General features: G+C 65.7%; 21 protein-coding genes. 7 read left to right on the top strand and 14 right to left on the bottom strand.

Annotation, left to right across the window (positions count from 1 at the left end):
* Window positions 1-29 precede the first annotated feature (29 nt).
* The 3 genes from BMX93_RS13035 to BMX93_RS01320 form a co-directional block, all read right to left on the bottom strand.
* Window positions 30-1,307, bottom strand: coding sequence for a tyrosine-type recombinase/integrase (locus BMX93_RS13035; RefSeq protein WP_218139173.1), 1,278 nt, complete (start codon window positions 1,305-1,307; stop codon window positions 30-32).
* A 130-nt stretch (window positions 1,308-1,437) separates the two neighbouring features.
* Complete coding sequence (locus BMX93_RS01315; protein ID WP_143052772.1) at window positions 1,438-1,842, bottom strand: hypothetical protein; 405 nt, start codon at window positions 1,840-1,842, stop codon at window positions 1,438-1,440.
* 16 nt (window positions 1,843-1,858) lie between these two features.
* Window positions 1,859-2,155 carry a hypothetical protein gene (locus tag BMX93_RS01320; protein WP_091966914.1) on the bottom strand — a complete coding sequence of 99 codons (297 nt, stop codon included), beginning with the start codon at window positions 2,153-2,155 and terminating at the stop codon, window positions 1,859-1,861.
* A gap of 68 nt (window positions 2,156-2,223) precedes the next feature.
* Between BMX93_RS01320 and BMX93_RS13485 the strand changes: the two genes are divergently transcribed.
* Complete coding sequence (locus tag BMX93_RS13485; RefSeq protein WP_177170010.1) at window positions 2,224-2,706, top strand: DUF3788 family protein; 483 nt, start codon at window positions 2,224-2,226, stop codon at window positions 2,704-2,706.
* Here BMX93_RS13485 and BMX93_RS13040 read toward each other — a convergent pair.
* The 4 genes from BMX93_RS13040 to BMX93_RS01340 all read right to left on the bottom strand — a co-directional run bounded on the left by BMX93_RS13040 (window position 2,634) and on the right by BMX93_RS01340 (window position 5,214).
* Window positions 2,634-2,972, bottom strand: a complete 339-nt coding sequence (locus BMX93_RS13040) for a hypothetical protein (protein WP_218139174.1) — start codon at window positions 2,970-2,972, stop codon at window positions 2,634-2,636. The genes BMX93_RS13485 and BMX93_RS13040 overlap by 73 nt on opposite strands.
* Before the next feature lie 127 nt (window positions 2,973-3,099).
* Window positions 3,100-3,375, bottom strand: a complete 276-nt coding sequence (locus BMX93_RS13045) for a class I SAM-dependent methyltransferase (RefSeq protein ID WP_218139175.1) — start codon at window positions 3,373-3,375, stop codon at window positions 3,100-3,102.
* A 31-nt stretch (window positions 3,376-3,406) separates the two neighbouring features.
* On the bottom strand, window positions 3,407-4,168 hold the full coding sequence (locus BMX93_RS01335) for an SCO6880 family protein (RefSeq protein WP_245725666.1): 762 nt from the start codon (window positions 4,166-4,168) through the stop codon (window positions 3,407-3,409).
* 209 nt (window positions 4,169-4,377) lie between these two features.
* On the bottom strand, window positions 4,378-5,214 hold the full coding sequence (locus BMX93_RS01340) for an SDR family oxidoreductase (protein WP_091966918.1): 837 nt from the start codon (window positions 5,212-5,214) through the stop codon (window positions 4,378-4,380).
* Between the two features lie 83 nt (window positions 5,215-5,297).
* Between BMX93_RS01340 and BMX93_RS01345 the strand changes: the two genes are divergently transcribed.
* The gene (locus tag BMX93_RS01345; RefSeq protein ID WP_091967218.1) at window positions 5,298-6,011 is read left to right on the top strand and encodes a TetR/AcrR family transcriptional regulator; all 714 of its coding nucleotides are present in this window, start codon (window positions 5,298-5,300) and stop codon (window positions 6,009-6,011) included.
* A gap of 443 nt (window positions 6,012-6,454) precedes the next feature.
* Here BMX93_RS01345 and BMX93_RS01350 read toward each other — a convergent pair whose 3' ends face one another.
* Window positions 6,455-7,063, bottom strand: a complete 609-nt coding sequence (locus BMX93_RS01350; protein ID WP_091966920.1) for an RBBP9/YdeN family alpha/beta hydrolase — start codon at window positions 7,061-7,063, stop codon at window positions 6,455-6,457.
* Between BMX93_RS01350 and BMX93_RS01355 the strand changes: the two genes are divergently transcribed.
* From BMX93_RS01355 to nhaA, 4 genes are all read left to right on the top strand, one after another.
* Window positions 7,062-7,505: a MerR family transcriptional regulator gene (locus tag BMX93_RS01355; protein WP_218139176.1), complete on the top strand. Its 444-nt coding sequence runs from the start codon at window positions 7,062-7,064 to the stop codon at window positions 7,503-7,505. The two genes, BMX93_RS01350 and BMX93_RS01355, sit on opposite strands and share 2 nt — an antisense overlap.
* A 195-nt stretch (window positions 7,506-7,700) precedes the next feature.
* The gene (locus tag BMX93_RS01360) at window positions 7,701-8,288 is read left to right on the top strand and encodes a dihydrofolate reductase family protein (RefSeq protein WP_091966925.1); all 588 of its coding nucleotides are present in this window, start codon (window positions 7,701-7,703) and stop codon (window positions 8,286-8,288) included.
* Between the two features lie 155 nt (window positions 8,289-8,443).
* The gene (locus BMX93_RS01365) at window positions 8,444-10,636 is read left to right on the top strand and encodes a heavy metal translocating P-type ATPase (protein ID WP_091967220.1); all 2,193 of its coding nucleotides are present in this window, start codon (window positions 8,444-8,446) and stop codon (window positions 10,634-10,636) included.
* A 236-nt stretch (window positions 10,637-10,872) separates the two neighbouring features.
* Complete coding sequence (gene nhaA, locus BMX93_RS01370) at window positions 10,873-12,126, top strand: Na+/H+ antiporter NhaA (RefSeq protein WP_091966927.1); 1,254 nt, start codon at window positions 10,873-10,875, stop codon at window positions 12,124-12,126.
* Between the two features lie 107 nt (window positions 12,127-12,233).
* Here the strand turns inward: nhaA and BMX93_RS01375 are convergent, their stop codons facing one another.
* The 4 genes from BMX93_RS01375 to BMX93_RS01390 form a co-directional block, all read right to left on the bottom strand.
* Window positions 12,234-13,931 (bottom strand): ABC transporter family substrate-binding protein, encoded by a 1,698-nt coding sequence (locus BMX93_RS01375; RefSeq protein ID WP_091966929.1) that lies wholly within the window; start codon window positions 13,929-13,931, stop codon window positions 12,234-12,236.
* A gap of 150 nt (window positions 13,932-14,081) precedes the next feature.
* Window positions 14,082-16,121 carry a dipeptide ABC transporter ATP-binding protein gene (locus tag BMX93_RS01380; RefSeq protein ID WP_091966931.1) on the bottom strand — a complete coding sequence of 680 codons (2,040 nt, stop codon included), beginning with the start codon at window positions 16,119-16,121 and terminating at the stop codon, window positions 14,082-14,084.
* Entirely contained in the window at window positions 16,118-17,029 is a 912-nt protein-coding gene (locus BMX93_RS01385; RefSeq protein ID WP_091966933.1) for an ABC transporter permease, read from the bottom strand. Before BMX93_RS01385 ends, BMX93_RS01380 begins: the two co-directional genes overlap by 4 nt.
* A complete protein-coding gene (locus BMX93_RS01390) occupies window positions 17,026-18,009 on the bottom strand; it encodes an ABC transporter permease (protein WP_091966935.1) in 984 nt (327 codons plus the stop codon). The genes BMX93_RS01385 and BMX93_RS01390 overlap by 4 nt, the downstream gene beginning before the upstream one ends.
* Before the next feature lie 615 nt (window positions 18,010-18,624).
* Here BMX93_RS01390 and BMX93_RS01395 point away from each other — a divergent pair.
* On the top strand, window positions 18,625-19,836 hold the full coding sequence (locus tag BMX93_RS01395) for an MFS transporter (protein ID WP_245725667.1): 1,212 nt from the start codon (window positions 18,625-18,627) through the stop codon (window positions 19,834-19,836).
* Window positions 19,837-19,910: 74 nt separating this feature from the next.
* On the opposite strand, the gene budA is transcribed toward BMX93_RS01395, so the two are convergent.
* Together budA and alsS are read right to left on the bottom strand one after the other, a co-directional pair.
* Entirely contained in the window at window positions 19,911-20,660 is a 750-nt protein-coding gene (budA, locus tag BMX93_RS01400; protein WP_091966939.1) for an acetolactate decarboxylase, read from the bottom strand.
* Window positions 20,661-20,676: 16 nt separating this feature from the next.
* Window positions 20,677-22,434, bottom strand: a complete 1,758-nt coding sequence (gene alsS, locus BMX93_RS01405) for an acetolactate synthase AlsS (protein WP_218139177.1) — start codon at window positions 22,432-22,434, stop codon at window positions 20,677-20,679.
* Between the last annotated feature and the right edge of the window lie 75 nt (window positions 22,435-22,509).

A 22,509-nucleotide genomic window follows, 5' to 3' on the forward strand; every position in this document is an offset into this window, starting at 1 on the left:
CTGATTCTCGACGCCAGCATGGTTGCGAGCTATCTGAAAACTATGGATAGGCGACAATCGATTTTGGTCGGTAATTGACGCGTTCTTGAGCGGTGATATCCATACCCTTCAGCCCGGCTGCGGCGCCTTCGCCTTCGCGGCTCGCGAAGGGCGACCCCTGCCCTGATGATCGCCACCCGCATGGTTTCCTGGTTCACGCTAAGCGCCTCGGCCACCTGTGACAAGGAGAGGCCGGACTCATAGAGGCGGGCGGCTTGACTGACCTGGTCTGTCGTCATCGGCTGTCGGCGGACAACGACATTGTTGGCGCGGAGAATACCGATAATCGTGGACTTGGCGACGTCGTAGTCTTTCGCCAAGGCTGTCGTAGTGTCGCCTGCCGAGTACCGTGCGACCACTTGCGCGCGGGCTTCGTCGCTCAGGCGCTTCCACTTGCGGCGAGGAGCCGTGACAGCGCGAGAGGTTTGAGCGCCGTCCGGCAAGGTGTCAGCGCCCGCTGTCCGGGATGCGACGAGAGAACCCCTGATCCGGCGCAGGTTCTCGGTTTCTACCCCTGTTGGGTATTTACTGGAACAGAGGTCAATAAGGGCAACGTAAAAGCCCAGGTGAGAGCAGGTTTCTCGCCTGGGCTTCATCATGTCCGGCGGTCGTTTTTCCGTGGTCCCCTCTGGTCCCTCCCGGCGCTCTCGCCAGCGGTCACCTGTGGCCGAAGGGGCGCCTTGAACCCCCTTCCTGTGGATAAGGGGACCAAAAGGGGACCAGAACGCTTCCAGGAGCACTCCCGCGAGCATCTGAGCGCATCCCAGGCCCCTGGGTGCCGGGATGCTGCGTCGGGCGTGCTTGCGTTGCCCGGCAGCGGAGAGGAAGGCATTGGCCTGCTCGGCGGCGGGGGCAAGGTGACGGTCGTCAGGGTGGAGATACCCGCGAGTGGTTTCCATCGAGGCGTGCCCCAGAATCTCTTGAAGCACGTGCAGCGGGACCCCGGCATCGGCCATCCAGGTCGCGCCCGTGGGACGGAGCCCGTGCCGGGTGAGGTCGGGCAGCCCGAGCTTCGCGACGATGCCGTCCCAGTTCGTGGCGTCGCGGACGGTCGGCCTCGTCAGCACCCCACCCTTGGGCCCGACCACGAACTGCGCCTCGGGCTCCTTCCCTTCAGCAAGGCGTTCCAGCACGGGCCGCAGCGGTTCCAGGATCGGCACGCGGCGTTCTTTGCGGCTCTTGGTCGGTTTCGTGACGAGCCCGCCCTTGCCGGGGAAGATCTGGTGTGCGATGACGACGAGGTTCTTCGGCCTCGATCTTCGCGGCATGTTTACGGGCTTTCCCTTGCCGGCGGCGCTCTCCGGCCGGTTCGACCAGCGCCGCGGTATGGGGCTTCTGTTGATCGCTCACAATGCTCGCCCCCGTAGCGCCGACGAGGACTGCGATGGCGCGAACCAGTCATCCTCGTCTTCGACCACGGGTGTTTGCCTGCGCCAGTGACCGGCTCGGCGCGGTTCGCGCCGCCGCACCTCCTACCTTCCGCTCTCGTGGTTCTGGGTGTGCGCGGAGCAGGGAGACGTGCCCGTGGTCATGGTTGTAGGTCAGCGCGTAGGCGATTGTGGTGGTGGTGCGGTCGAGGGGACCGGTGGGGATCGTGTCGTAGACGTATCCGTCGACAAGCGCAGCCTGCGTGGTTTCCTCGCCCATGTCGAACCCGGCCAGATGCTCGATCGCGGCGTCTGTACAGTCGCGGTCGACGATCGCCAGCACCTCGTCAGCATCCTGACCCTGCAAGAACACCACGCTCCCCCACCGCGACACCGGTGGTGCGGGATGCCAGGCGATCCGCCCAGAAGCAGACATCGCCACATTGACCCGGTCATGCACCCCCGTCCGGGAGCGCCGCGGCCGGCTGCAACGCGGCTGTTGCTGTGAGAGCAAAGGTCGCGCCGGCAGTCTGATCCGCGGCGTCGTCGTATGCGCGCACCCGGTTCGTCCCGTGGGCGGTGGCGAGCTGGTCGAGCACGTGCCGGAGGGAGCGCACCCCGGCAAGGACATCACCGAGCACCGTGTAGGTGTCGGCGGGGTTCTCACACGCACGGGTCGCGTGTGCGAGGCCGCGCAGCGCTTCGGATGCTTCCGCTGCGTCGACAGTCGGGTTCTCGAACGTTGACACTGGGGCCTCCTGCTCTGCTGGGTGTCGAGTAGGTACGCCACGGCCTGTGCCGTTGATGGGTGGGGTCAGTGTTCCAGGACAGTGCGATTCAGCCCGATGGGCGGATAATCCGTGCCGCCCTGAGCGCCGACCCCGAGGTCTGGGACCTGCTGACCGCGGTGCTGACGGATTCGGGGGTCACCGTGTCATGGCGGTACTACCGCGACGGGGGCTGGCTAGCGAAGGCGACGCTGAAAACCAAGACGATCGCGTGGCTCGCTGTCGGGAAGGGCTCCGTGCGAGTCACGTTCCACTTCTCCGAACGCCACCCCGACCGGCTCTGCGCTCTTCCTGAGCTGCCCGCAGAGGTTCGCCGGTGGATCGCGGAGACCGCGCTGAGCGGGAAACTTCTGCCGGTGACGTTCGAGGTACGAGACAGGACCGATATCGCACCAGTTCAGGCGCGGTGGTGGATCACAAGCTGGCGGCGCGGTGACGGCTACGTCCGCTGCGCGCACACGGCGAATGTCGGAGACGACGGTTCGTACTCGGCACCAGCGATGTCACCGTAGACCTCGGGTGCGTCGAAGCCTGCGAATTGGAGTTCTTGTGTGACGAGGTCGGGAGTGAGGCAGTGGGTCCAGTTCCAGAACTCTCGCTGTTCACGCGCCGTGGTGATCGTGTACTTCTCCAGCGCGAGCGCCAGGGCAGGATAGGTCCACGTCTCCACGACACCGTCATAGGGCTCCGGCGCCCAGAACCCGCCCAACAGATTCGGCTCCTGCACGATTCCCTCGACGAAGGAGCCGAACCTAGCGGCAGCGGTGACGTCGAACACGATCCTTCCACCGGGCCGGAGCGCGGCCCGCACCCGCCGCAACAGAGTCGCACGGTGGTCCGGGCTGAGGGCGGAGTAGCCCTCGAAGATCAAAGGGCCGCGTCATGACCCTCGCCCAGGTCAGCACTCAGGTAGTCACCGAGCCGGAACACGTAGGCAGACCTTCGCGTGTGGCGATGTGGCGGGCGTGATCGAGGGATCGTTGTGAGACATCGATGCCGAGCACCTGGATGCCGTGCCGTGCGAGGCGATGCGCGTACAGTCCAGGGCCACAGCCCAGGTCGAGCACTCTCGAACCCGGATGCAGCGCGAGCGCCCCGATGAGCCACTCGGCCGACTGGTCGATGAACCCGTGTGCTCGTGAAGCCAACGGGGCGATCGGGTCGAGATGCTGAATCAGCATCTGCTCGGAGATGTGCGGATCGCTCCACAGTTCAACCGTCGTGAACGACGAAAACGGAGCGGGACGAGAAGACTGGTGCGTGTGAGTTCCTGGGGTCGATAATGGCCGACGTCGTGGTGTCGAAGAGTTGGAGACGTATCAGGAATCCACGCCTCAAGGATATCCCCCACCGAGCGCCACCCTCGAACCGTGCATCGACTCGGTCAGACGGTGCGGCACAGCGGCACGCTGCGACGGTGAAGGCTTGGGCCTGCTGCCCGACGAGACGCCGGGTCTCACAAGAGGCTTGGATTGCGGCCTGTTCGATTGCTGCGACTGCGGTGTCGAGTTCTTCCGGGGTTGGTGCGGAGACGCTGATGAGGCCGGTGTAGCGGAGGACGCCGTGGCCGGCGGTGAGGTCGGCTTCTTGTGGGAGCACGTCACCGTATTCGGCGGTTTGGGAGGCGTCTTCGATTCGCCCCATCTCCTGCCGCTGCGCCGCGTCCGAGTTCAGTTCGGTCTTCTTCTTCCTGATGTCACGTGCTGCCTGATCCGACCGGATCGGCGTGCACACGAGCGAGAACGAGCGTTGAATCCCCGACGACAGCAGTACCGGGGCGAGGAATCCTGGATACACCTGTGACAGCGGCCACTCCGAGACCCACAGCACCGCATGGAACGCGGAATCAGACCTGAGGCGATCCCACGATCCGGTGACCGCGACCAGCCGCGCGGTCGCAAGGGTGCGCGCGATGTCGGTGTTCCGTTCGAGGATCGCGGCGGCGCTTCCCCCGAAGCATGGGACCGCTGCCACTAGCTCCGTGCGAGTCCACGTGGTCCCACTCCAGGAATTCGCACCGCGAGGGTGCGACACGCAACCGAGAATGACTCCTATAGGGGGGAAAGGCGTGCTTTTTCTACCCCAAGTCTGCCCAAAACCACCGTTCCGCGCCGCCAGGGCGAACTTCGGTCATGAAAAGCACGCCATCGCCCCGGCGCACCCCGATGGGTTCCGGGCGTCGCTCAGCGGAACAGATCGATGTTGTCGTCGACCCAGGTGCGGAACGTGCGAGAGGGCCGCGCAGTGATCTGGGTGTACTCGCCCGAGATGATCGGGGTGGCCCCGACGGCCTCCCGCCACCCCTTGATGATCTGACGCACCCACACCTCGGGCACATAGCGAGAGAGCATGGCGGACGACTCCTGCTCGGTCTGTTCGATCACGGACAGCCGACGGCCGATCACCTCGCCGATCGTGGCCACCTGCTCGCGCAAGCTCAGTCGCTCAGGACCGGTGAGCACCGGCCTCTTACCGATCAGGCTGTCACCAGTGAGGGCAACGACGGCGACGTCGGCGATGTCCTGCTCGTGGACCGGAGCCTGGACCGCCTCCGGATACGGCAGAGGCACGGCGCCGTCTGCCTTGATCCCCCAGCTCCAGCGCGCCGCATTGCTGGCGAACCCGCCCGGGCGAAGGAAGGTGTACGCCAGCCCCGACTCCTCGACAGCACGCTCCACCGCGAGGAAACGGGATCCGTTGAAATCCTCGGCCGCCCCTGGGAATGTCACCGACGAGGACGACAGCAGCACCACGTGCCGTACGCCTGCTGCAGCGACAGCAGCGAGCAGCGCCTGCGGCTGTGCGAGATCCGCATAGAGGAAGATCCGGTCGACGGATTCCAGCACCTCCGCGAATGAGGCCGGGTCGTTCATGTCTGCGGCGAACACCCCCACCTGCTCGGGCAGCGACAACTTCTCGGGTGTGCGGCTCGTCGCCCGTACGTCGACACCCCGCTCCAGCAATCCAGCCACAACGCCACCGCCGACAGACCCACTGGCCCCCACGACAAGAACAGTCACGATTCTCCCCCATCTTTGACGAACACCGTTCGCGAACAGTATTCGTCACGAATATGAATCGTGTCAACTGCTATCGTCGAACCATGCCAGACCACCGCGAGCCAGTGTCACGACGGGCGCGCCCTGCGAAGTCCCCGCTCTCGCGCCGCTCGATCCTCGACGCGGCGATGACGCTCATCCGCGAGCACGGCGTCGAGGCCGTGTCGATGCGCCATGTCGCTGAGCAGGTCGAGACAGGTCCGGCCTCGCTCTATGCCTACTTCGAAAGCCGCGACGTGCTGCTCGAGCACGTGCTCGACGCCGTCTACGGGAGGGTGGAGCTCGTCGAACTCGGCGCCCTCGACTGGCGGGAGGCGCTGGGTGGGACGATCACCAACACCATCGAGACCCTGGAGTTCTACCCCGGGCTCAGCGCTGTCGCCCTGGGCACGATCCCCACGCTTCCCGGAGCGCTCCGGCTCGCCGAACACGAGCTCGCGCTCATGGAAGCCGGCGGGATCGCCGAAGACCGTGCTGCCCTGGCGGTAGACCTCATCGCCCAGTTCGCCGCCGTCACGGCAGTCGAGCGCACGGTGCGGCACGATCGCGCACGTGGTGACGGCGAGCGAGAGCATGTCCGTACTGCCTACCAGAATGCCGACCCCCAGCTATTCCCCCGCGTCACGCGGTCGGCAGCACTCCTGACAGGCCCGGACGAGCGGGCCCGACGCGACTTCACGATCCGCGTCATCATCGCCGGAATCGAGCAGGACCCCGGGGATGGCTCGGATCGAATGCGCGTCCGGCACGCCGGCTAGGAACGCCGAACCGACACTGGCTCCCGGACCGACCGCGGTTATCCGCACCGGCACCAAGCGGAGCGGATGACCGGACGCTCGCCCGGGGGAATCGGGCTGCCCAGCGCACATGATGTCCATGCCAAGCACCCACCCAATGCCAAGCACCCACCCCATGCCGAGCACCCATCGCGCAGCGAATCTGGGATGCGGGTTATCCGGGCAGGCTCGCCCCCTACGGCGAACCTGGTGCTGCTGGTCAGGGCGGTCAGGCGTGCTTTTCCTGACGCACGTTGGCCTGTTACGCGGGGTTCGGCACCGCCAGGCCCAACGTGCGTCAGAAAAGGCACACAACCTTCGTCGTCGGGGCCTCAGCATCGCCATCCGAGCCTCAGCATCGCAAACCTGGGCCCCGTATCGACGTCGGAGCCTGAGCGGCTCATCGAGCGCACCGTTCGGCTGAGTCAGCCTGATGCTCCGCGGTTGAGCGCCTGCACCACCTGCGGCAGTTCGGTGATGCCCTCACTCGCGAGAAAGTGGCCCGCTCCCGCGATGACCACGCTCCTGGCTCCGGTCTGCTCGGCAAACTTGTCCGAGATGGCCGGTGGCACGAGGGGGTCGTTGTCGGAGCGGATCACTGTGACCGATGCCAGGCGGTCTGGCAGAGAACTGAGGCGTGCACCCGTGAGGAATGCCGGCAATCCGGTGGCGACGAAGCTGTCCAGCTCCCCCTCGCCGGTGGCCGGCAGTTCTTGGGCGAACGGAGCCACTGCTATGAATGCCGCCAGATGCCCGCTGTGGTGTCTCGCCAGGGATTCGACTGCCCGCACAGCGGCGATGCCACCAAGGCTGTGGGTGATCAGAGCCGTGTCGGCACTCAGGTGGTCGATCGCCCTGGCGATCACCGGCACCCAACGAGCGGCTTCGGGTGCGTGAGGGGTGGGCATCGACAGCACCTCGACACCTGGGATCGCTCGGGTCAGCCAAGGAAACCAGTGGTCTTGCGGAGTCGCGCCGAAGCCGGGAACGACAATCACCCGGGTGACAGTGGGATTCAAGGGAATGGCGGTCATGGCGATGACGTTAGGAGTTGACGTCAGCGTGAAGGTCAAGCACAACCGCCCCAGCTGCGGTGCCGGGCATGCAGGAGATGACATGCGGATCGGTGAGTTCGCGCGGCGCGGAGGCGTCAGCCCGCGGGCCCTGCGTCATTACGAACAGAGCGGCCTCCTCGTTGCGCGACGCACCAGCAGCGGCTACCGCGACTACGACGAGGACCAGCTCGAGAGCCTGGCGCGCATCCGTGTCATCCTGGACGCCGGGCTCGGCACGGCCGCGGCACGCAGCTATCTCGACTGCGTCGAGTTGCGGGGCGGCGCAACGAGGGTGCACATGTGCCCACAGCTGCTCGAGAGGGTGCGAGCCCTCGAGCAACGAATCGCCGACAACCGCGCCCGTGTGCAGCAACAACGCGAGGCAGTGACCCGGTTCGTCGCCGCCGCAGACCGAGACTGACCTGTCATCCGCGCCGCTCACCGGCGGGAATCTGCCCCTGCGGCGGGCCTCGGCGCCGGAGTGGATGGTGCGCCGGAGTGGATGGTGCCTGGATGGATTGTCCCCAGCTGGGGTAATACACGGGCGAAGTCATCCACCCGAAGAATCGGCGCCGGCGGTGCCGCCGCGAACGGCATCCGAGTGAGGAGCGGACACATGTCCCGCGTGATCTATTCGATGGGCATTTCCCTGGACGGCTACATCGTGGGCCCCGATGGCCGTTTCGACTGGACGGTCCCGAGCGAGGAGCTCTTCGGCATCTCGGTCGATGAGATCAAGCAGACGGGCACCTATCTGCTGGGACGGCGCCTGTACGAGACGATGCTGTACTGGGAGGACGTGGACCAGAGCCCCTCGCTGGACTTCTCGACACTGGAATGGGCCCGTCTGTGGCGGGCCCTGCCGAAGGTCGTCTTCTCCACCACCTTGCACCAGGTGGAGGGGAATGCCCGTCTTGCCACCGAAGGACTCGCCGGCGAACTCCATCGGCTGCGTGCCGAATCGGTACAGGGTGAGATTGCGATCGGCGGTGCAGGCCTCGCCGCGCAGGCAGCGGCACTGGATCTCATCGACGAATACCGGATCCGGATCCACCCGGTGCTCCTCGGAGGTGGCACGCCGTTCTTCGCGCCGCTGCGCGCTCGGACCGACCTCGAGCTGGTGGAGAACCGCACCGTGTGCCCCGGTGTCGTCTATCTGCGCTATCGGGTGACGCGGCCCGCCGATGCCGATGCTCGGTCATAGCCGGGCCAGGTGGGGAATGGATCGGCTGGCGGACCGGTTGGGGCGGGTGTTCGCGAAGCATTCCTGAGGAGGCCGAGATGGGCAACCACGAGGGTTCTTACAGCGACCTGACCCAGCCCGAGACGACGGAGGCACATCCAACTCACTCGGATCACATGGCAGGACATCTCGCCACCGGCGCGGCTGCCTCGGACCAGCACGGTTCCCCCCGTGAGCATGCGGACCGCACCGACCATGCGGATCGCACCCAACACGAGGGCCACGCCGGACACGAAGGCCACGCCGGACACGAAGGCCACGCCGGACACGAAGGCCATGCCGGACACGAAGGCCGCACCCAACACGAAGGCCACGCCGGACACGAGGGCCACGCCGGACGCTTCCGCCGACTGTTCTGGACGATGCTCGTCCTGGCGGTGCCGGTTGTCGCCCTGTCGCCGATGTTTGCGATGGTGGTCGGCTACCGGCTTCCCGTCGACGGCGCCCTGACATGGTTGCCGCCGATCCTGGGCACGGTCCTGTACGCCTGGGGCGGCTCCCCCTTCCTCACCGGTGCGCTGGGTGAAGCGAGGTCTCGGCGACCGGGGATGATGATGCTCATCGCCCTGGCGATCACCGTCGCCTTCCTGGCCAGTTGGGGTGCCACCCTCGGCCTCTTGAGCCACACCATGGAGTTCTGGTGGGAGCTCGCCCTGCTCGTCGTCATCATGCTGCTCGGGCACTGGCTGGAGATGCGCTCCCTCGCCCGCACGACGAGCGCACTCGATTCCCTCGCGGAGCTGCTGCCCGATACCGCCGAGGTGCTGCGCGGCGACCAGGTCGAGCAGCTGCCAACCGCCGACCTGGTGGTTGGCGACGTCGTCCTCGTGCGCCCGGGCGGGAGCATCCCGGCCGACGGCCGGATCACCGAGGGCGAGGCCGATCTGGACGAGTCCATGGTCACCGGTGAGTCCCGCACCGTACACCGGGGTCCCGGGGAGAGCGTCACGGCAGGCACGGTGAGCACCGATTCGGGGCTCCGGGTCGAGGTCTTGGCCACCGGTGAGGACACCACCCTGGCCGGCATCCGCCGCCTGGTCCGCCAGGCACAGACCTCGACCTCGCGAGCCCAGTCCCTGGCGGACCGGGCAGCAGCTGGCCTGTTCTGGTTTGCCCTTGGCGCGGCAGCGCTCACCGGCATCGTCTGGACGGCAATCGGTCAGCCCCAACAGGCCGTGGTGCGAGTCATCACAGTGCTGGTCATCGCCTGCCCCCATGCTCTCGGCCTGGCGATCCCGCTGGTCGTGGCGATCTCGACCGAACGAGCGGCTCGCGCCGGAGTCCTCATCAAGGACCGCGCTGCCCTCGAGCGCATGCGGACCGTGACCACGGTCGTGTTCGACAAGACGGGCACTCTCACCAAGGGCCAACCCGCCCTCGAGCTCGTCGAGACCGTCGAGAGCACGACCCGCGATGACGTGATCCGGCTCGCCGCTGCCGCCGAGACCGGCTCCGAGCACCCGCTCGCCCGAGCGATCGTCCGTGCAGCGCAGGAGGCGGAACTCCAGGTGCCGCAAGCCCGTGAGTTCAGCTCCGAGCCGGCACTCGGCGTGCGTGCCCAGGTGGACGGGTCGACCATCCGCGTCGGCGGACCGCGACTGCTCGACCAGACCGGAATCCCTGATCCCTTCGCCCATTCGACGGCACATGACCCCGGACTGACCAGGCTGTACGTGCTTCGAGACGAACAGCTTGTGGGAGCGCTGAGCCTGGCCGACGAGATTCGCCCCGAGTCTGCCGATACTGTCGCCGCGCTGCACCGGCTCGGGGTCAGGGTGACGATGATGACCGGCGACGCGAAGCCGGTCGGTGAGCGAGTGGCCGCCCAGGCGGGCATCGACAGCGTGCGGGCCGAGGTGCGGCCCGAGGACAAGGCAGCCGAGGTCGCCAAGCTCCAGGCGGCAGGCGAGCGGGTGGCCATGGTCGGCGATGGCGTGAATGACGCTCCCGCCCTGGCCCAGGCCGATGTCGGACTCGCGATCGGCGCGGGAACCGACGTCGCCATCGCCTCGGCAGGCGTGATCCTCGCCGGCGACGACCCGCGCACGGTGGTCTCGGTGATCGAGCTGTCCAAGGCCAGCTACCGCAAGATGATCCAGAATCTGTGGTGGGCCGCCGGATACAACCTCCTCGCGGTGCCGCTGGCTGCCGGCGTCCTTGCCCCGATCGGCATCACCTTGCCAATGGAGCTCGGCGCGATCCTCATGTCCATCTCCACCGTCGTTGTCGCGCTCAACGCCCAGCTGCTGCGAAGGATCGACCTTCGCCCGGCCGCCGCTCACGGGCAGTCCGCACCTCGGCATCCGTGAGCACCCTCGGCAGCTACGGCGCCCGAGCCCACGGCGCCCGGACCCACGGCGCCCGGACCCACGGCGAGCACCTCGCGGGCTCTGCGGACACCCCACCGGCCCGTCCGGACAGAACCGCATCCGCCCGGACGGGCAGCCCTGGGCGCACTGAGTAGAATCGATTCCGGTGCGTCGGGAAGTCTGGTCGACATCATCGGTGGCATGCCCACCGGCAGTTCTTCGGCCAGAGGAGATTGATGACTCACTTCGCCCGCATCCGTGAGCTACGCCATCGCTACCGTCGGTGGGTGACCACCGAGACGGTCAGCGGCCTGCTCCTGCTGGTGTGCGCGGTCATCGCGCTGGTGTGGGCGAACTCGCCATGGCGTGCCGGCTTCACTGCACTGTCCGGATTCAGGCTCGGGCCCGAGGCGCTGCACCTGCATTTGAGCCTGGCCCAGTGGGCGGCTGACGGACTGCTCGCCGTCTTCTTCTTCGTCGTCGGCATCGAGCTCAAGCAGGAGATCGTCGCCGGAAGCCTGCGCAACCCCAGGGAAGCGGCTGTCCCGGTGTTCGCAGCTGTCGGGGGGATGGTAACCCCGGCGATTCTGTTCACCCTCGTCATCCTCCTCACTGGGGAGCACAGCGCGGTGCACGGCTGGGCAATCCCGACCGCAACCGACATCGCCTTCGCACTGGCAGTGCTGGCGATCTTCGGACGCGGATTGCCGAAGGCCTTGCGCACCTTCCTGCTGACCCTGGCCGTGGTGGACGATCTGCTCGCCATCATCGTCATCGCCGTGTTCTACACCCACAGCATCGACTTCCTGGCGCTCGCCGCGGCGCTGGGAACCGTCGTGGTCTTCGGATTGCTCGTGCGGATGCGCCGTGTGCGGTGGTGGCTGCTCGTCCCGGTCGCGGTGGCGGCCTGGGCATTCATGCACACCTCGGGGGTGCATGCCACCATCGCCGGCGTGCTCATCGGTGTCAGCGTGCCCGCGCGGCCCATCCACGACGACAAGGAACCGCGGACCCTCCGCTTCGACGACGCCTGGCGCCCCTTCTCCTCGGGAGTGGCCCTGCCGGTGTTCGCGTTCTTCTCCGCCGGTGTCTCTCTCGTCGATGACGGGGGCCCGGGCCGGGTGATCGGCCAGCCGATTGTTCTCGCGATCGTCATCGGGCTCGTGCTCGGCAAGCTCATCGGGGTGCTGGGGACCACTGCCCTGGTCACCAGGCTCACACCCTTGCGCCTACCCGACGCCATCGGCCTGCGCGATCTGCTGCCCATCGGATTCCTGGCGGGAATGGGCTTCACCGTGTCCTTGCTCATCGCCGAACTGTCCTTCCCCGACAGCGAGCACACTCAGGGGGCCAAGATCGCCATCCTGCTCGCGACACTGATCTCCGCCACCCTCGCGGCCGGCATGCTGCGGTGGGATGTCCACAAGACACGCAGCGCCGACATGAACGAGGACGGGGTTCGCGATGTCCACACCGAGCTGATCGGCTGAGGGCAGTCCCCCGCGGCGCCGGGCAGCACGCGACCTCGGCGCGAACCGGTGGACATCAAGCGTGCAGAGACTGGACCGCATTCTTGGTGTCCACCGGGCGGGGACCCTCAGACGCCCTTTTGCCAGCCGATTTCCTCGGGCAGCGGTGAGTAGAAGATCGTCGCACCGACATTCGCCAGGCCCTTCTTCACCGCGTACGTCGACGGGCCGCTGTACAGCGGCAGTACACCGTACAGGGCAAGTGCCTTCTGCTCCACCGCATTCGCCTGCTCGATCTGCTCGGCAGGATCGGCAATGGCATTGACACGCTTGATCTCCTGGTCGATCTCGGGAGTTCCGATGCCGGTGATATTGCTCTCACTGTCAGAACTGTAGAAACCGGACAGGCTGTACGAGCCGTACGGGTCCAGCGAGCGGTTCCCCGAGAGGACCAGGTCAAACTTGCCGCCATTGATGGTGGACGCCCACTCCGAGGAGTCGGTTGCCTGAATGTTCACCTTGATCCCAGCCTTCTTCTCCGAGGCAACCAGTGACTGGGCGACCGCCTTGTCAAGCGGATCATCCCCGAACAGCACGTAGTTCACCTCGAGTGCCTTTCCGTCCTTGGTCCGAATACCGTCCGAGCCGACCTTCCAGCCCGCTTTGTCGAGGATCTGCCCGGCCTGATCGGTGGAGTAGGACAAGACCTTCGAGACGTTGTCCTGGTAGCCCTTCTGGAACCCGTAGTAGATGGACGATCCAGGTAGCGGCTCGCTGTAGTTCAGCCCCTGGAACTCGATCTGGGCGATTTCGGCGCGATTGACCGCGGCGAAGACGGCATGACGCACGTCGACGTCCTTGAGGACTTCCGACCTGCCGTTCGCGAAGAGATAGTACTCGAAGGGGCTACCACCCTGACGGATCTCGGTACCGGGGGTTCCCTTGGCCTGGTTCAGCGCCTCAGCAGTGCTCAGCCCCGTGTAGTCGATCTGCCCGTTCTTGAATGCATTGATGGCCGACTGGGATCCAAGATCGAGGTAGATACGCTTGTCCAGCTTCGCGGTGCGTCCCCACCACCTGGGATTGCGAGTGAAGACAATCTGCTTGGAATTCTGATCGTAGGACTCGACTGTGAACGGGCCGGCACCCCATTGGGGCTGCAGGCGATTTGAGTAGGCGTTGTTGAAATCGTCCTCGCTGGCAGCTTCGGGATTGATGAAGCGGGCGAACAGCGCCGGCCACGCACTGTACGGTTGCGCAAATGTGACAACGGCCTGGCGGTCATCGATGCCCCGCTTGACCGATTCGATCTGGTCGAATCCAGAGGTACCGCCGACCTTGTAGTTCTTGTTGCTGCCGTTGTTCACCTTCCAGGTGGCCTCGATGGAGTGCCAGTCAATGGGTGTCCCGTCGTTGTAGCTGGCCTTCGGATTGATCGTGATCGTCACGACCTGCTTGCCGTTCACGGTCGCGGATGTGGCGTCGGTGTAATAGTCCTTGTTGATCTGAACATCGCCAGACGGCGAGAAAGTGATCGCCACCGGGTTGTACCACGCCCAGATGCGAGCGCCGGTCAGTGATGCATTGACATTCCACGGCAATCCCTGGGTGTCGTCCCCGGAGAAGGATCCGCCACTGGTGTAGGTGCCGCCATCCTTGAGGTTGTCATAGCTCTGCGGGTTGTAATCGACCTTGGCGCTCACCGCCGAGGCGGAGGCCGAGGGGGACTGCGAGGCGCCGGCCGAGGCACTGGACGAGCAGCCGCTCGCCAGCAGCGCCAGCGCGGCGATCGTGGCAGCGAGGGACAGTCTTCGGGTTGTTCTCATCAGACTTCTTCCATGGTGAATTGGTTCATCGGGGAAAGGGAATTCACGGCTCTTCGCCCGGCGGTTTTGCCCCGATCGGGCATCTTCTGGGTGCCGAGCAGGGAATGCTGGCAGGCAGGCGTGCTGAACGGTTCCGGGCAGCGAGTGTGCTCAGTCCACCGCGACTGCATGACACGCCACGCGGTGGCCAGGGACGCCATTGCGAGCGCGCATCACCTGAGGTTGGTGACATCGGGCACGCATCTCATCCGGAAGGGCCGAATAGAGCGGACATTGCGGGCGGAAGACACACCCGCCGTCGTCGTCCTCGGAGCCGGTCTCGCCGTGCAAGACGATGCGCTGACGGGTCCTCTCCACCACCGGATCTGGCACCGGGCTCGCCGACAGCAGAGCCTTCGTGTACGGGTGCAAGCCATAGTCGAACAGGTCCTCGGCGGGCGCGCTCTCGACGATCGTTCCCAGATACATGACCGACACCCGGTCGCTGAGATAGCGCACCACCGATAGATCGTGGGCCACCAGGAAATAGGCCACCGACAGCTGGGACTGCAGGCGCACCAGCAGATTGAGGATGTCTGCCTGCACTGACATGTCCAGTGCGGAGACCGGCTCATCGAGCACGACGACTTTCGGTTCCAATGCCAGCGCCCGGGCGATGCCAATTCGCTGACGTTGCCCCCCGGAGAACGCTGTCGGGAAACGGTCCGCCACGTCGTGGGCCAGGCCCACCAGGTCGAGCAGCTCATAGATGCGTCCGCGAATCTGCGCCCGCGAGCGGTGGGCCGCCTGGAGGGGTTCCGCCAGCACATCGTAGACGGTGAGGCGTGGATTGAGCGAGGCAGTCGCGTCCTGGGTCACAAGCTGGATTCCCGCCCTCAGCCTGCGCCGGGTGTGCGCATCCAGTGCCCCTGTGATGGGCGTGCCGAGTACCTCGATCTGGCCCTTCTCGGGCGGGTTGAGGTGCAGGATCTCCATGATCGTGCTGGTCTTGCCACTTCCGGATTCCCCTACCAGGGAATGCGTCTCCCCAGCGAACAGATCGAAGTCGACACCTCGCACCGCGACATTGGTGCCCACTTGGCGACGCAGCAAGGTGCCCTTGGTGATCGGATAGGACTTCACGAGTCGACGGGTCGACAGCACGAGTTCACCGTGCTGGATACTGCGCTGCTCGACGGCTTCGTTTCCTCGTGCATACAGCGCGGCGATATCGAGTCCGTCGTGGGCGATCTCGCCGGAGCGAATGCAGGCGACGAGATGACCCGAGGTCTCGGAGCGCAATGCGGGTTCGGCTTGGGCGCAAGCCTCGATGGCAGCCGGGCAGCGGTCGATGAATGGGCACCCGGACGGCTCCTGATGGAGCTGGGGCGGATCGCCTGGGATGGCGATGAGTGGAGTGCGCTGCCCGGCTGTTGCGGTGGGTACGGCACCGAGCAGGCCGATGGTGTAGGGCATGAGTGGGCGGGCGAACAGTTCGTTGACCTTCGCGTGTTCCACGACAGCGCCGGCGTACATGACGTTGACATCGTCGGCGTGACCTGCCACGACCCCTAGATCATGGGTGATGAGCAACAGGCCCGCGCCGGTTTCCTGCTGTGCAGTGTGCAGCACTTCGAGCACCTGGGCCTGCACAGTGACGTCCAGTGCGGTGGTGGGCTCATCGGCGATGAGAAGATCGGGGTTGTTCGCGATGGCGATGGCGATGACGACCCGTTGGCGCATCCCGCCGGAGAACTCGTGAGGGAAGGATTTGGCGCGGCGCGCAGGGTCGCGGATCCCCACGAGTTCCAGCAGGTCCACCGCTTTGTTCCACGCCTGCTTGGCGGTGAGATTCTGGTGCACCCGGATGGCATCGCAGACCTGGCGCCCAACGCTGAACATGGGGGTGAGCGCGGACAGCGGATCCTGAAAGACCATGCCGATTCGCCGGCCGCGGACCCGGGAAAGCTCCTGATCGGTGCGGCCGGTCAGTTCCTGCCCGTCGAGCAGGACTTGGCCGCTGATGATCGCCGAGGGTGGCAGCAGCCCAATGATGGCGCCTGCCACAGTGGACTTGCCAGAGCCGGATTCGCCAACCAAGCTCAGGGTTCTGCCGGCCTCCAGTTCGAGATCGACACCCCTCACGGCGTGCACGGGCCCGTGCTCGGAGGGGAAGGTGACGCTCAGGTCGCGTACTTGCAGTAGGCTCATCGCCGGCCTCGAGCCGCCGAGGTGGGATCGAAGGCGTCGCGTAGCCCGTCGCCGATGAGCGTCACCGAGACCGTGAGCAGGACGAGCACCGCCGCGGGGAAGAAGAAGATCCACGGGGCCGTCGTCAGCGAGCTCGAACCCTCTTGCAACAAGACACCCAATGAGACGTCGGGAACTTTGATGCCGAAGCCCAGGAACGACAGGGAGGTCTCGGTGAGCACGGTGCCGACCACGCCGAGGGTGGCGTTGACGATGAGGAGGGACGCCAGATTGGGAATGAGATGCCGCACGATGATCCGCCACCTCCCCACTCCCATGAGCTCAGCCATGACGACGTACTCGCGTTCCCTGAGCGTCGTGGAGACCGACCAGATGACACGGGCCGCACCCACCCAGCCGAATGCCGACAGTACGACGATGAGAACCCGCCAATCGCCGGCCACACTATTCGCGATGAGCGCAAGAATAAGAAAGGATGGCACGACGAGCAGGAAATGGATGAGGCCCAGCGATACTTTTTCCACAGTACCTCGAAGATATGCCGCACCGGCTCCGATAACAGCCGAGAGAATCACTGTGGCGAGCGAGACACATATCGCAATTGTCAGAGATCTTTGCATTCCATGAATCACTTGCGCGAGAACATCGTTCCCGCCACTCGTAGTGCCGAACAGGTGTGCCGCGCTGGGAGGCTGGGTCAGCGCCAAGAAATCTGGGGTGGCATAGTTGTACGGGCTGAGGAAGCCGCCGAACAGCGATATTAGAACGAACAGTGCGAATATCAGCAGGCCTGCGAAGGCCGCCCGATTGCGCATGAAACGGCGCACGTACAGGCGTGTGCGTCCCAGCCGCTCGGGCTCAGCATGGACCGATTCGATTCGGAGGATGGAGGCCGTGGTGACGCTCATGCCAGCCTCACACGCGGATCGAGAAAGGCCGTGGCGATGTCGGCCAGAATGGCGCCGATGGCCGTCATGAGTGCGCCGAAGGCAGCAACCGCCACCACGCCGTTCACATCGTTCTTGGCCAAGGTGAGCGAGAAGTACTCCCCCATGCCGTGCCAGCCGAAGATGCTCTCGGTGATGATCGCGCCGGTGAACACTCCGGGGATGCTGAAGGCTACGGAGGTCGCCGTGGGGATGAGCGCGGCGCGCAGGGCATGACGCCGGATGGCCTTTCCGTAGGGAAGCCCAGTGGCTCTGGCGGTGCGCACGAAATCTGCATTGATGGTGTCAAGCAGCAAGGAGCGCTGGGTCAGGTGATAGCCGACATATCCCAGCAGTGTCAGTGACACAGTAGGCAGCAGCAGGTGCGCCAGCCGATCCACGATGGTCGGTAACAAGCCGCTGACTTGCGGTGATTGCGAACCAGCGACGAGGAACAGGGTGTGCCCCACCGACTCGTTGATCCGGATGGCCCCGAACACCAGGAGCAGGGCCATGACGACGGTCGGTACGTTGTAGAGCAGGATCGAGACCGCTTGGAGCACTCGGTCGATGACACCGTACTGGTGGATTGCACTGACCACCCCCAGGCCGACGCCGACGATGACGCACAGGACGGTCGCGATGAGGACGAGCTGGGCGCTGACCAGGGTGCGATAGGCCATTTCGGCGTTGACCGAGCCACCGTTGGGCGATCGACCCCAGTCGAAGTGCAGCACGATATCGCGCAACCACGACCACCAGCGTTCGATGAGTGGAACGCGTGGATCGAGTCCATAGGCTGCCAGCGAGTCATCGATCTGTTTCTCGCTGGGAATCGGCCGGGTCTCCCGGTAGTTCGAGCGCGGATCGAGGAAAAGGTTTGCCAGGAGATAGGTGACATTTGTAGCGACAACAATGAGGATCAGCCAGCTCGTCGAGCGCCGGACCAGTAATTTGATCATCGGTAGCGATTCCACCCGCTCGCCATGTCACCAGTTACCCGATGCTGGCCTCCGAATTCGCAGGAAATGTCGCTCACGGCTGATGGGAGTATTCGATTCGACGTCTGAAGCAGGGCATTGATAGACGACATGACCACAATTGAAGAGACCACGATGACAAACTGTCCTCACATCTGATTCGGCGGATTCAAGCATCCTCGTTCGCATTGGCGAACCCCTGAATCAACACCAACAGAAGGAGAACGCGGGATACTCCACCGGCGTCGCGTGAGTGCGCTGCGGGAAGAACATATGGCGAGTGAAACATCTTGATGATCGCGGTGTCAAATTATTTCATAATATTGCATCTGGAGGTTCGGGCGCCGCCGTGCACGACACGGCGAACTCCATCGCGGAACGCCGGGTCAGCGCTGTCCACGACACCTTTTCGCCGGCCCTGCGGGTCTGTCACCGGGCCAGGTGCGGAACGAGTGGCGACATGCACCGCAGCTGATTCACGGGTACTTGGACCCATCGGCAGGTCCGTCCACCCCTCGGGAACACTCGATGCGCGTTGCCCCGGACGAGGCGGCGGGCATAACGTCGAGGGGAGCAGTGCGCACGTGTGGGGGTTCGGTGACGATCAAACAAGAGGCTCAGCAGACCTGGACGGGGCATCGCAAGGATTCAGTGGAGTATCGCCGAATCCTCATTGCGCTGCTCGGCGCGGGAATCGCCACCTTTGCCCAGCTGTACTCCCCGCAGGGCATCCTGCCTCGGCTCGCCGACGACCTGCACGTGAGCGCCGCGGCCTCCGGCCTGGTGATCTCGGCGTCCACCATCGGCCTGGCGGTGGCCGTGCTGCCCTGGTCGCTGGTGGCCGACCGGATCGGGCGGGTGAGGGCGATGCGCATCGCCCTGGTCGCCGCCACCGTTCTCGGCCTCGTCATGCCGTGGAGCCCCTGGTTCAGCTCCCTCATGGTGGTGCGGATCCTTGAGGGTGCTGCGCTGGGGGGTATCCCGGCGATCGCGGTGACCTATCTCAACGAGGAGGTGGACGCCCGCCACGCGGCCATCGCGGCTGGCAGCTATGTCTCGGGCACCTCCATCGGTGGCCTGCTCGGCCGGCTCGTCGCCGCGCCGATTGCGGACGTGGCCGGCTGGCGGATCGGCACCTTCGTCGTGGCGGTGATGGCGGCACTGGCCACCGCCACCTTCTTCTGGATCACTCCTCCGCCACGGGGATTCACGCCCCACAGCGTCTCCATCCGCCAGGTGGCGCGGGCGACGCTTGAGCACCTGCGCAGTCCCCGGCTGGTCGTGCTGTATGTGCAGGGATGCCTGCTGATGGGCGGCTTCGTGGCCACCTACAACTATCTCGCCTTCCGGCTCGAGGCTGCGCCGTTCAATATGCCGGTCGGGCTCACCAGCCTGCTCTTCCTCGCCTATCTGGCCGGCACTGTGTCCTCGCGAGCCTCCGGGGATCTGGCGGCCCGCTGGGGCCGTGGGACGGTGCTCATCGCCTCGACGATGATGATGATCGCCGGTATCTGCATCACCTTGTCCTCATCGCTGCCCGTGATCATCGTTGGGCTTGTCATCTTCACGGCCGGCTTCTTCGCGGCCCACTCCATCGCCTCGGGCTGGGCGGGCGCGCGCACCACGCGCAACCGTTCCCAGTCGACCTCTTTGTACAACTGCTGGTACTACACCGGGTCGAGCGTCTTCGGCTATCTGGGCGGGGTGGCTTGGCTGCATTACGGCTGGGGTGGCCTGGTGACGATGGTGGCGGGGATCGCTCTCGTCGCCGCCGTGTGGGCCCTGTTCGCGGCCCGCGGACGCAGCTGACGCCTCACGGGCCGCGAACAGAACGCTCGGGCTCTGCCCAGCTCTGCGGCCCTGAGCCCATCCGATCTTTGAGCTCAGCGGTCTGCGGCCGCACTGGCCGCCGAGTGCACCTCGGCCTTCTCCAGCTGAGCGGCAAGATCCTCGGGGCTGAGGTCAGCGCGGCGGAACTCGTGGTTGAGGGGCAGGCGCAGGTGCAGATCGGTGCACAGGCACAGCTCGATGGTGCCCTCGGCGATCGTGAAGTCGAGCACATGCCCGCCGTGGGTGCGGTCCTCGCTGATGAAGTGCGCATGGCATCCCGGGACGCCGATGCCCTGCTCGTACAGCGGGGTGCGGAAACCCACGATCGTGCCGACCGTGTCCTCGAACCGCAGCACCGCGTCGTCATCGGTGGCCTGCGTCATCGGACGGTAGGGCTTCTCCTGGCGGGTCACGGTCCGCGCCGTCACCCAGGAGAATCGCCCGGTGATCCGCAGCGCATACATATAGTTCGGCGAATCGGTCAGCTCGTCGATGAAGGCGCCGCACTGGGCCCGGGTGGCATTGTGCGGGGCGGGGCGCGTCACGGTGGATTCGAAATCGGTGACCACCGCATAGGGAGACTTGTCCGCGCCCTGCGCGACCACGACAGTGCCGTCGCCGCGCAACTGGTAGGCAGTGCCGTCCACGACGACCATCTCGCCGTCGAGCGCGTTGAAGGTGCCGATACCGAAACTGCCGTGCTCCAGCAGCTCGGCGACGGTCATTTCGTCCTCGTAGACGCCATCCAGGAGCGCGCTCATGAGGCTCGTCTGAAAAAGGGCATGACGGGAATTGCTGCTCATTGTCAACCTTTCCGTATTACAGCAGGACGTCGGCGAGGAGATCGCCGCCGAGCTGGCGAAGATTGTTGCTGTAGTCCACCGGAACGTCGATGACCGACGGGCCGGCCTCGCTCATGGCTGCGCGGATGGTCCCCACGAGATCGCCGATCCGCGTCACGCGATGGCCGTGCGCCCCGAAGCTTCGGGCGAATCCGACCAGATCCGGATTGCCCAGATCGACTCCCGCAGTGCGGCCGTACTTCTGCTCCTGCTGGAAGGCCACCATGTTGTACGACGAGTCGTTGAACACCAGGTGGGTGAACGAGGTGCCCAGCCGCACGGCGGTGTCGAGCTCCACGGCCGAGTACAGGAAGCCGCCGTCCCCGGAGACCGAGAAGATCGGCGTGCCGGGACGCGCCAGGCTCGCGGAGATGGCCCAGGGCAGCGCCACCCCGAGCGTCTGCTGGCCGTTGGAGAACAGCAGCGAACGCGGGCGGTAGGTACGGAAGTGACGGGCCATATACAGATAGTGCGAGCCGACATCGCACAGCACAGTCGCCGAATCGGGCAGCGCCTCGCGGATGGCGGCCACCACCGCCACCGGGTCAAGGCCTGCCGAATCGTCGTGATCGGGATCGCCGAGGTCGGTGAGCGCCAGTCGGCCGCGCTCACGCGCGATGACATGCCGAGCCGCGTCACTGAACTCGATGGTGCCGATCCGCTGCGAGAGCAGGCCCAGGGTCGTGGCGATATCGCCGACCAGCTCGACGGTGGGGCGGTAGTCGTTGTCGACATCGGCGGCGATCTCGTCGATATGGACGATGGGGCGCGCCTTGCCGACATTCCACTCGGCCGGGCCGAACTCCACGAAGTCGTAGCCCACCGAGATCACCAGATCGGCCTGGTCCAGCAGCACGTCGCCCGGCTGGTTGCGGGCAAAGCCGACACGTCCCAGGTAGTTGGCCTCCAGCTCGCGCGAGACGAGACCGGCGGCCTGGAAGGTCTCCACCACCGGCAGGCCGCTCGCGCGCAGCAGCTCGTGGAAGGCCGCAACCACATGGTCGTCGCCGCTGCGCGCGCCGGCGAGCAGCACCGGGAAGCGGGCCTGGCGAATGAGCTCCAGCGCCCGGTCGACAGACTGGGCGGACGCCGGCCCCTTCGCAGCGGCCATCACCGGATCGCTGAAGCCGATCCGGGTAGGTTCGGTGGACACGTCATAGGGCAGCACCACGGCGGCCGCGCCCCGCGGCTCGTGGAGTGCCGTGCGGAACGCCCCGATCAGGGCCTCCGCGACATTGTCCGGATCGGTGACCTCACAGGCCGACTTCGTGACGCTCGAGAGCAGGCTCACCGCGTCCATTGCCTGATGGGTGCGCTTGAGATGCTGGGACCTCGCGACAGCACCACAGATCGCCACGACGGGGTCGCCTTCGGTGGTGGCGGTGACCAAGCCGGTAGCAAGATTGCTCGTGCCCGGACCACTGGTCACCAGGACGACGCCGGGGACGCCGGTGAGACGGCCCACAGCGGCGGCCATGAACGCGGCGTCCTGTTCGGTACGGCAGGTGACGAGCCGGGGGGCGCCCTGCTGGCCCTCGACCTCGGCCAAGGCATCGAAGACCGGATCGATCTTGGCGCCGGGGACCCCGAAGACCCACTTCACGCCCTCGGCGCAAAGCGCCTCGACGACGCGATCGGCGGATCGTCGGGGAAGCTGGCTGGCGGCCACCTTTGGCTCAGGTGTCGTTTCCGGGCTCGGCTCGGCTGGGGAAAGTGGTTGGGCGAACGTTGTCAAGACTCTTCCTTCGTTGTGCGTGGATCCATCGTGACGCGCCCGTCCCTTCTGAAGAAGACGCCATTCGCGAACTGT

This window comes from Propionibacterium cyclohexanicum (assembly GCF_900111365.1).
Lineage (GTDB): Bacteria > Actinomycetota > Actinomycetes > Propionibacteriales > Propionibacteriaceae > Propionibacterium > Propionibacterium cyclohexanicum.

What these genes read in the sequence shown, in the direction of transcription:
- BMX93_RS13035 (WP_218139173.1), bottom strand. Translation starts at nt 1,307, where the DNA reads ATGCCGCGAAGATCGAGGCCGAAGAACCTCGTCGTCATCGCACACCAG.
- BMX93_RS01315 (WP_143052772.1), bottom strand. Translation starts at nt 1,842, where the DNA reads ATGTCTGCTTCTGGGCGGATCGCCTGGCATCCCGCACCACCGGTGTCG.
- BMX93_RS13045 (WP_218139175.1), bottom strand. Translation starts at nt 3,375, where the DNA reads ATGCTGATTCAGCATCTCGACCCGATCGCCCCGTTGGCTTCACGAGCA.
- BMX93_RS01345 (WP_091967218.1), top strand. Translation starts at nt 5,298, where the DNA reads ATGCCAGACCACCGCGAGCCAGTGTCACGACGGGCGCGCCCTGCGAAG.
- BMX93_RS01355 (WP_218139176.1), top strand. Translation starts at nt 7,062, where the DNA reads ATGGCGATGACGTTAGGAGTTGACGTCAGCGTGAAGGTCAAGCACAAC.
- BMX93_RS01350 (WP_091966920.1), bottom strand. Translation starts at nt 7,063, where the DNA reads ATGACCGCCATTCCCTTGAATCCCACTGTCACCCGGGTGATTGTCGTT.
- BMX93_RS01360 (WP_091966925.1), top strand. Translation starts at nt 7,701, where the DNA reads ATGTCCCGCGTGATCTATTCGATGGGCATTTCCCTGGACGGCTACATC.
- BMX93_RS01365 (WP_091967220.1), top strand. Translation starts at nt 8,444, where the DNA reads ATGGCAGGACATCTCGCCACCGGCGCGGCTGCCTCGGACCAGCACGGT.
- nhaA (WP_091966927.1), top strand. Translation starts at nt 10,873, where the DNA reads ATGACTCACTTCGCCCGCATCCGTGAGCTACGCCATCGCTACCGTCGG.
- BMX93_RS01375 (WP_091966929.1), bottom strand. Translation starts at nt 13,931, where the DNA reads ATGAGAACAACCCGAAGACTGTCCCTCGCTGCCACGATCGCCGCGCTG.
- BMX93_RS01380 (WP_091966931.1), bottom strand. Translation starts at nt 16,121, where the DNA reads ATGAGCCTACTGCAAGTACGCGACCTGAGCGTCACCTTCCCCTCCGAG.
- BMX93_RS01385 (WP_091966933.1), bottom strand. Translation starts at nt 17,029, where the DNA reads ATGAGCGTCACCACGGCCTCCATCCTCCGAATCGAATCGGTCCATGCT.
- BMX93_RS01390 (WP_091966935.1), bottom strand. Translation starts at nt 18,009, where the DNA reads ATGATCAAATTACTGGTCCGGCGCTCGACGAGCTGGCTGATCCTCATT.
- budA (WP_091966939.1), bottom strand. Translation starts at nt 20,660, where the DNA reads ATGAGCAGCAATTCCCGTCATGCCCTTTTTCAGACGAGCCTCATGAGC.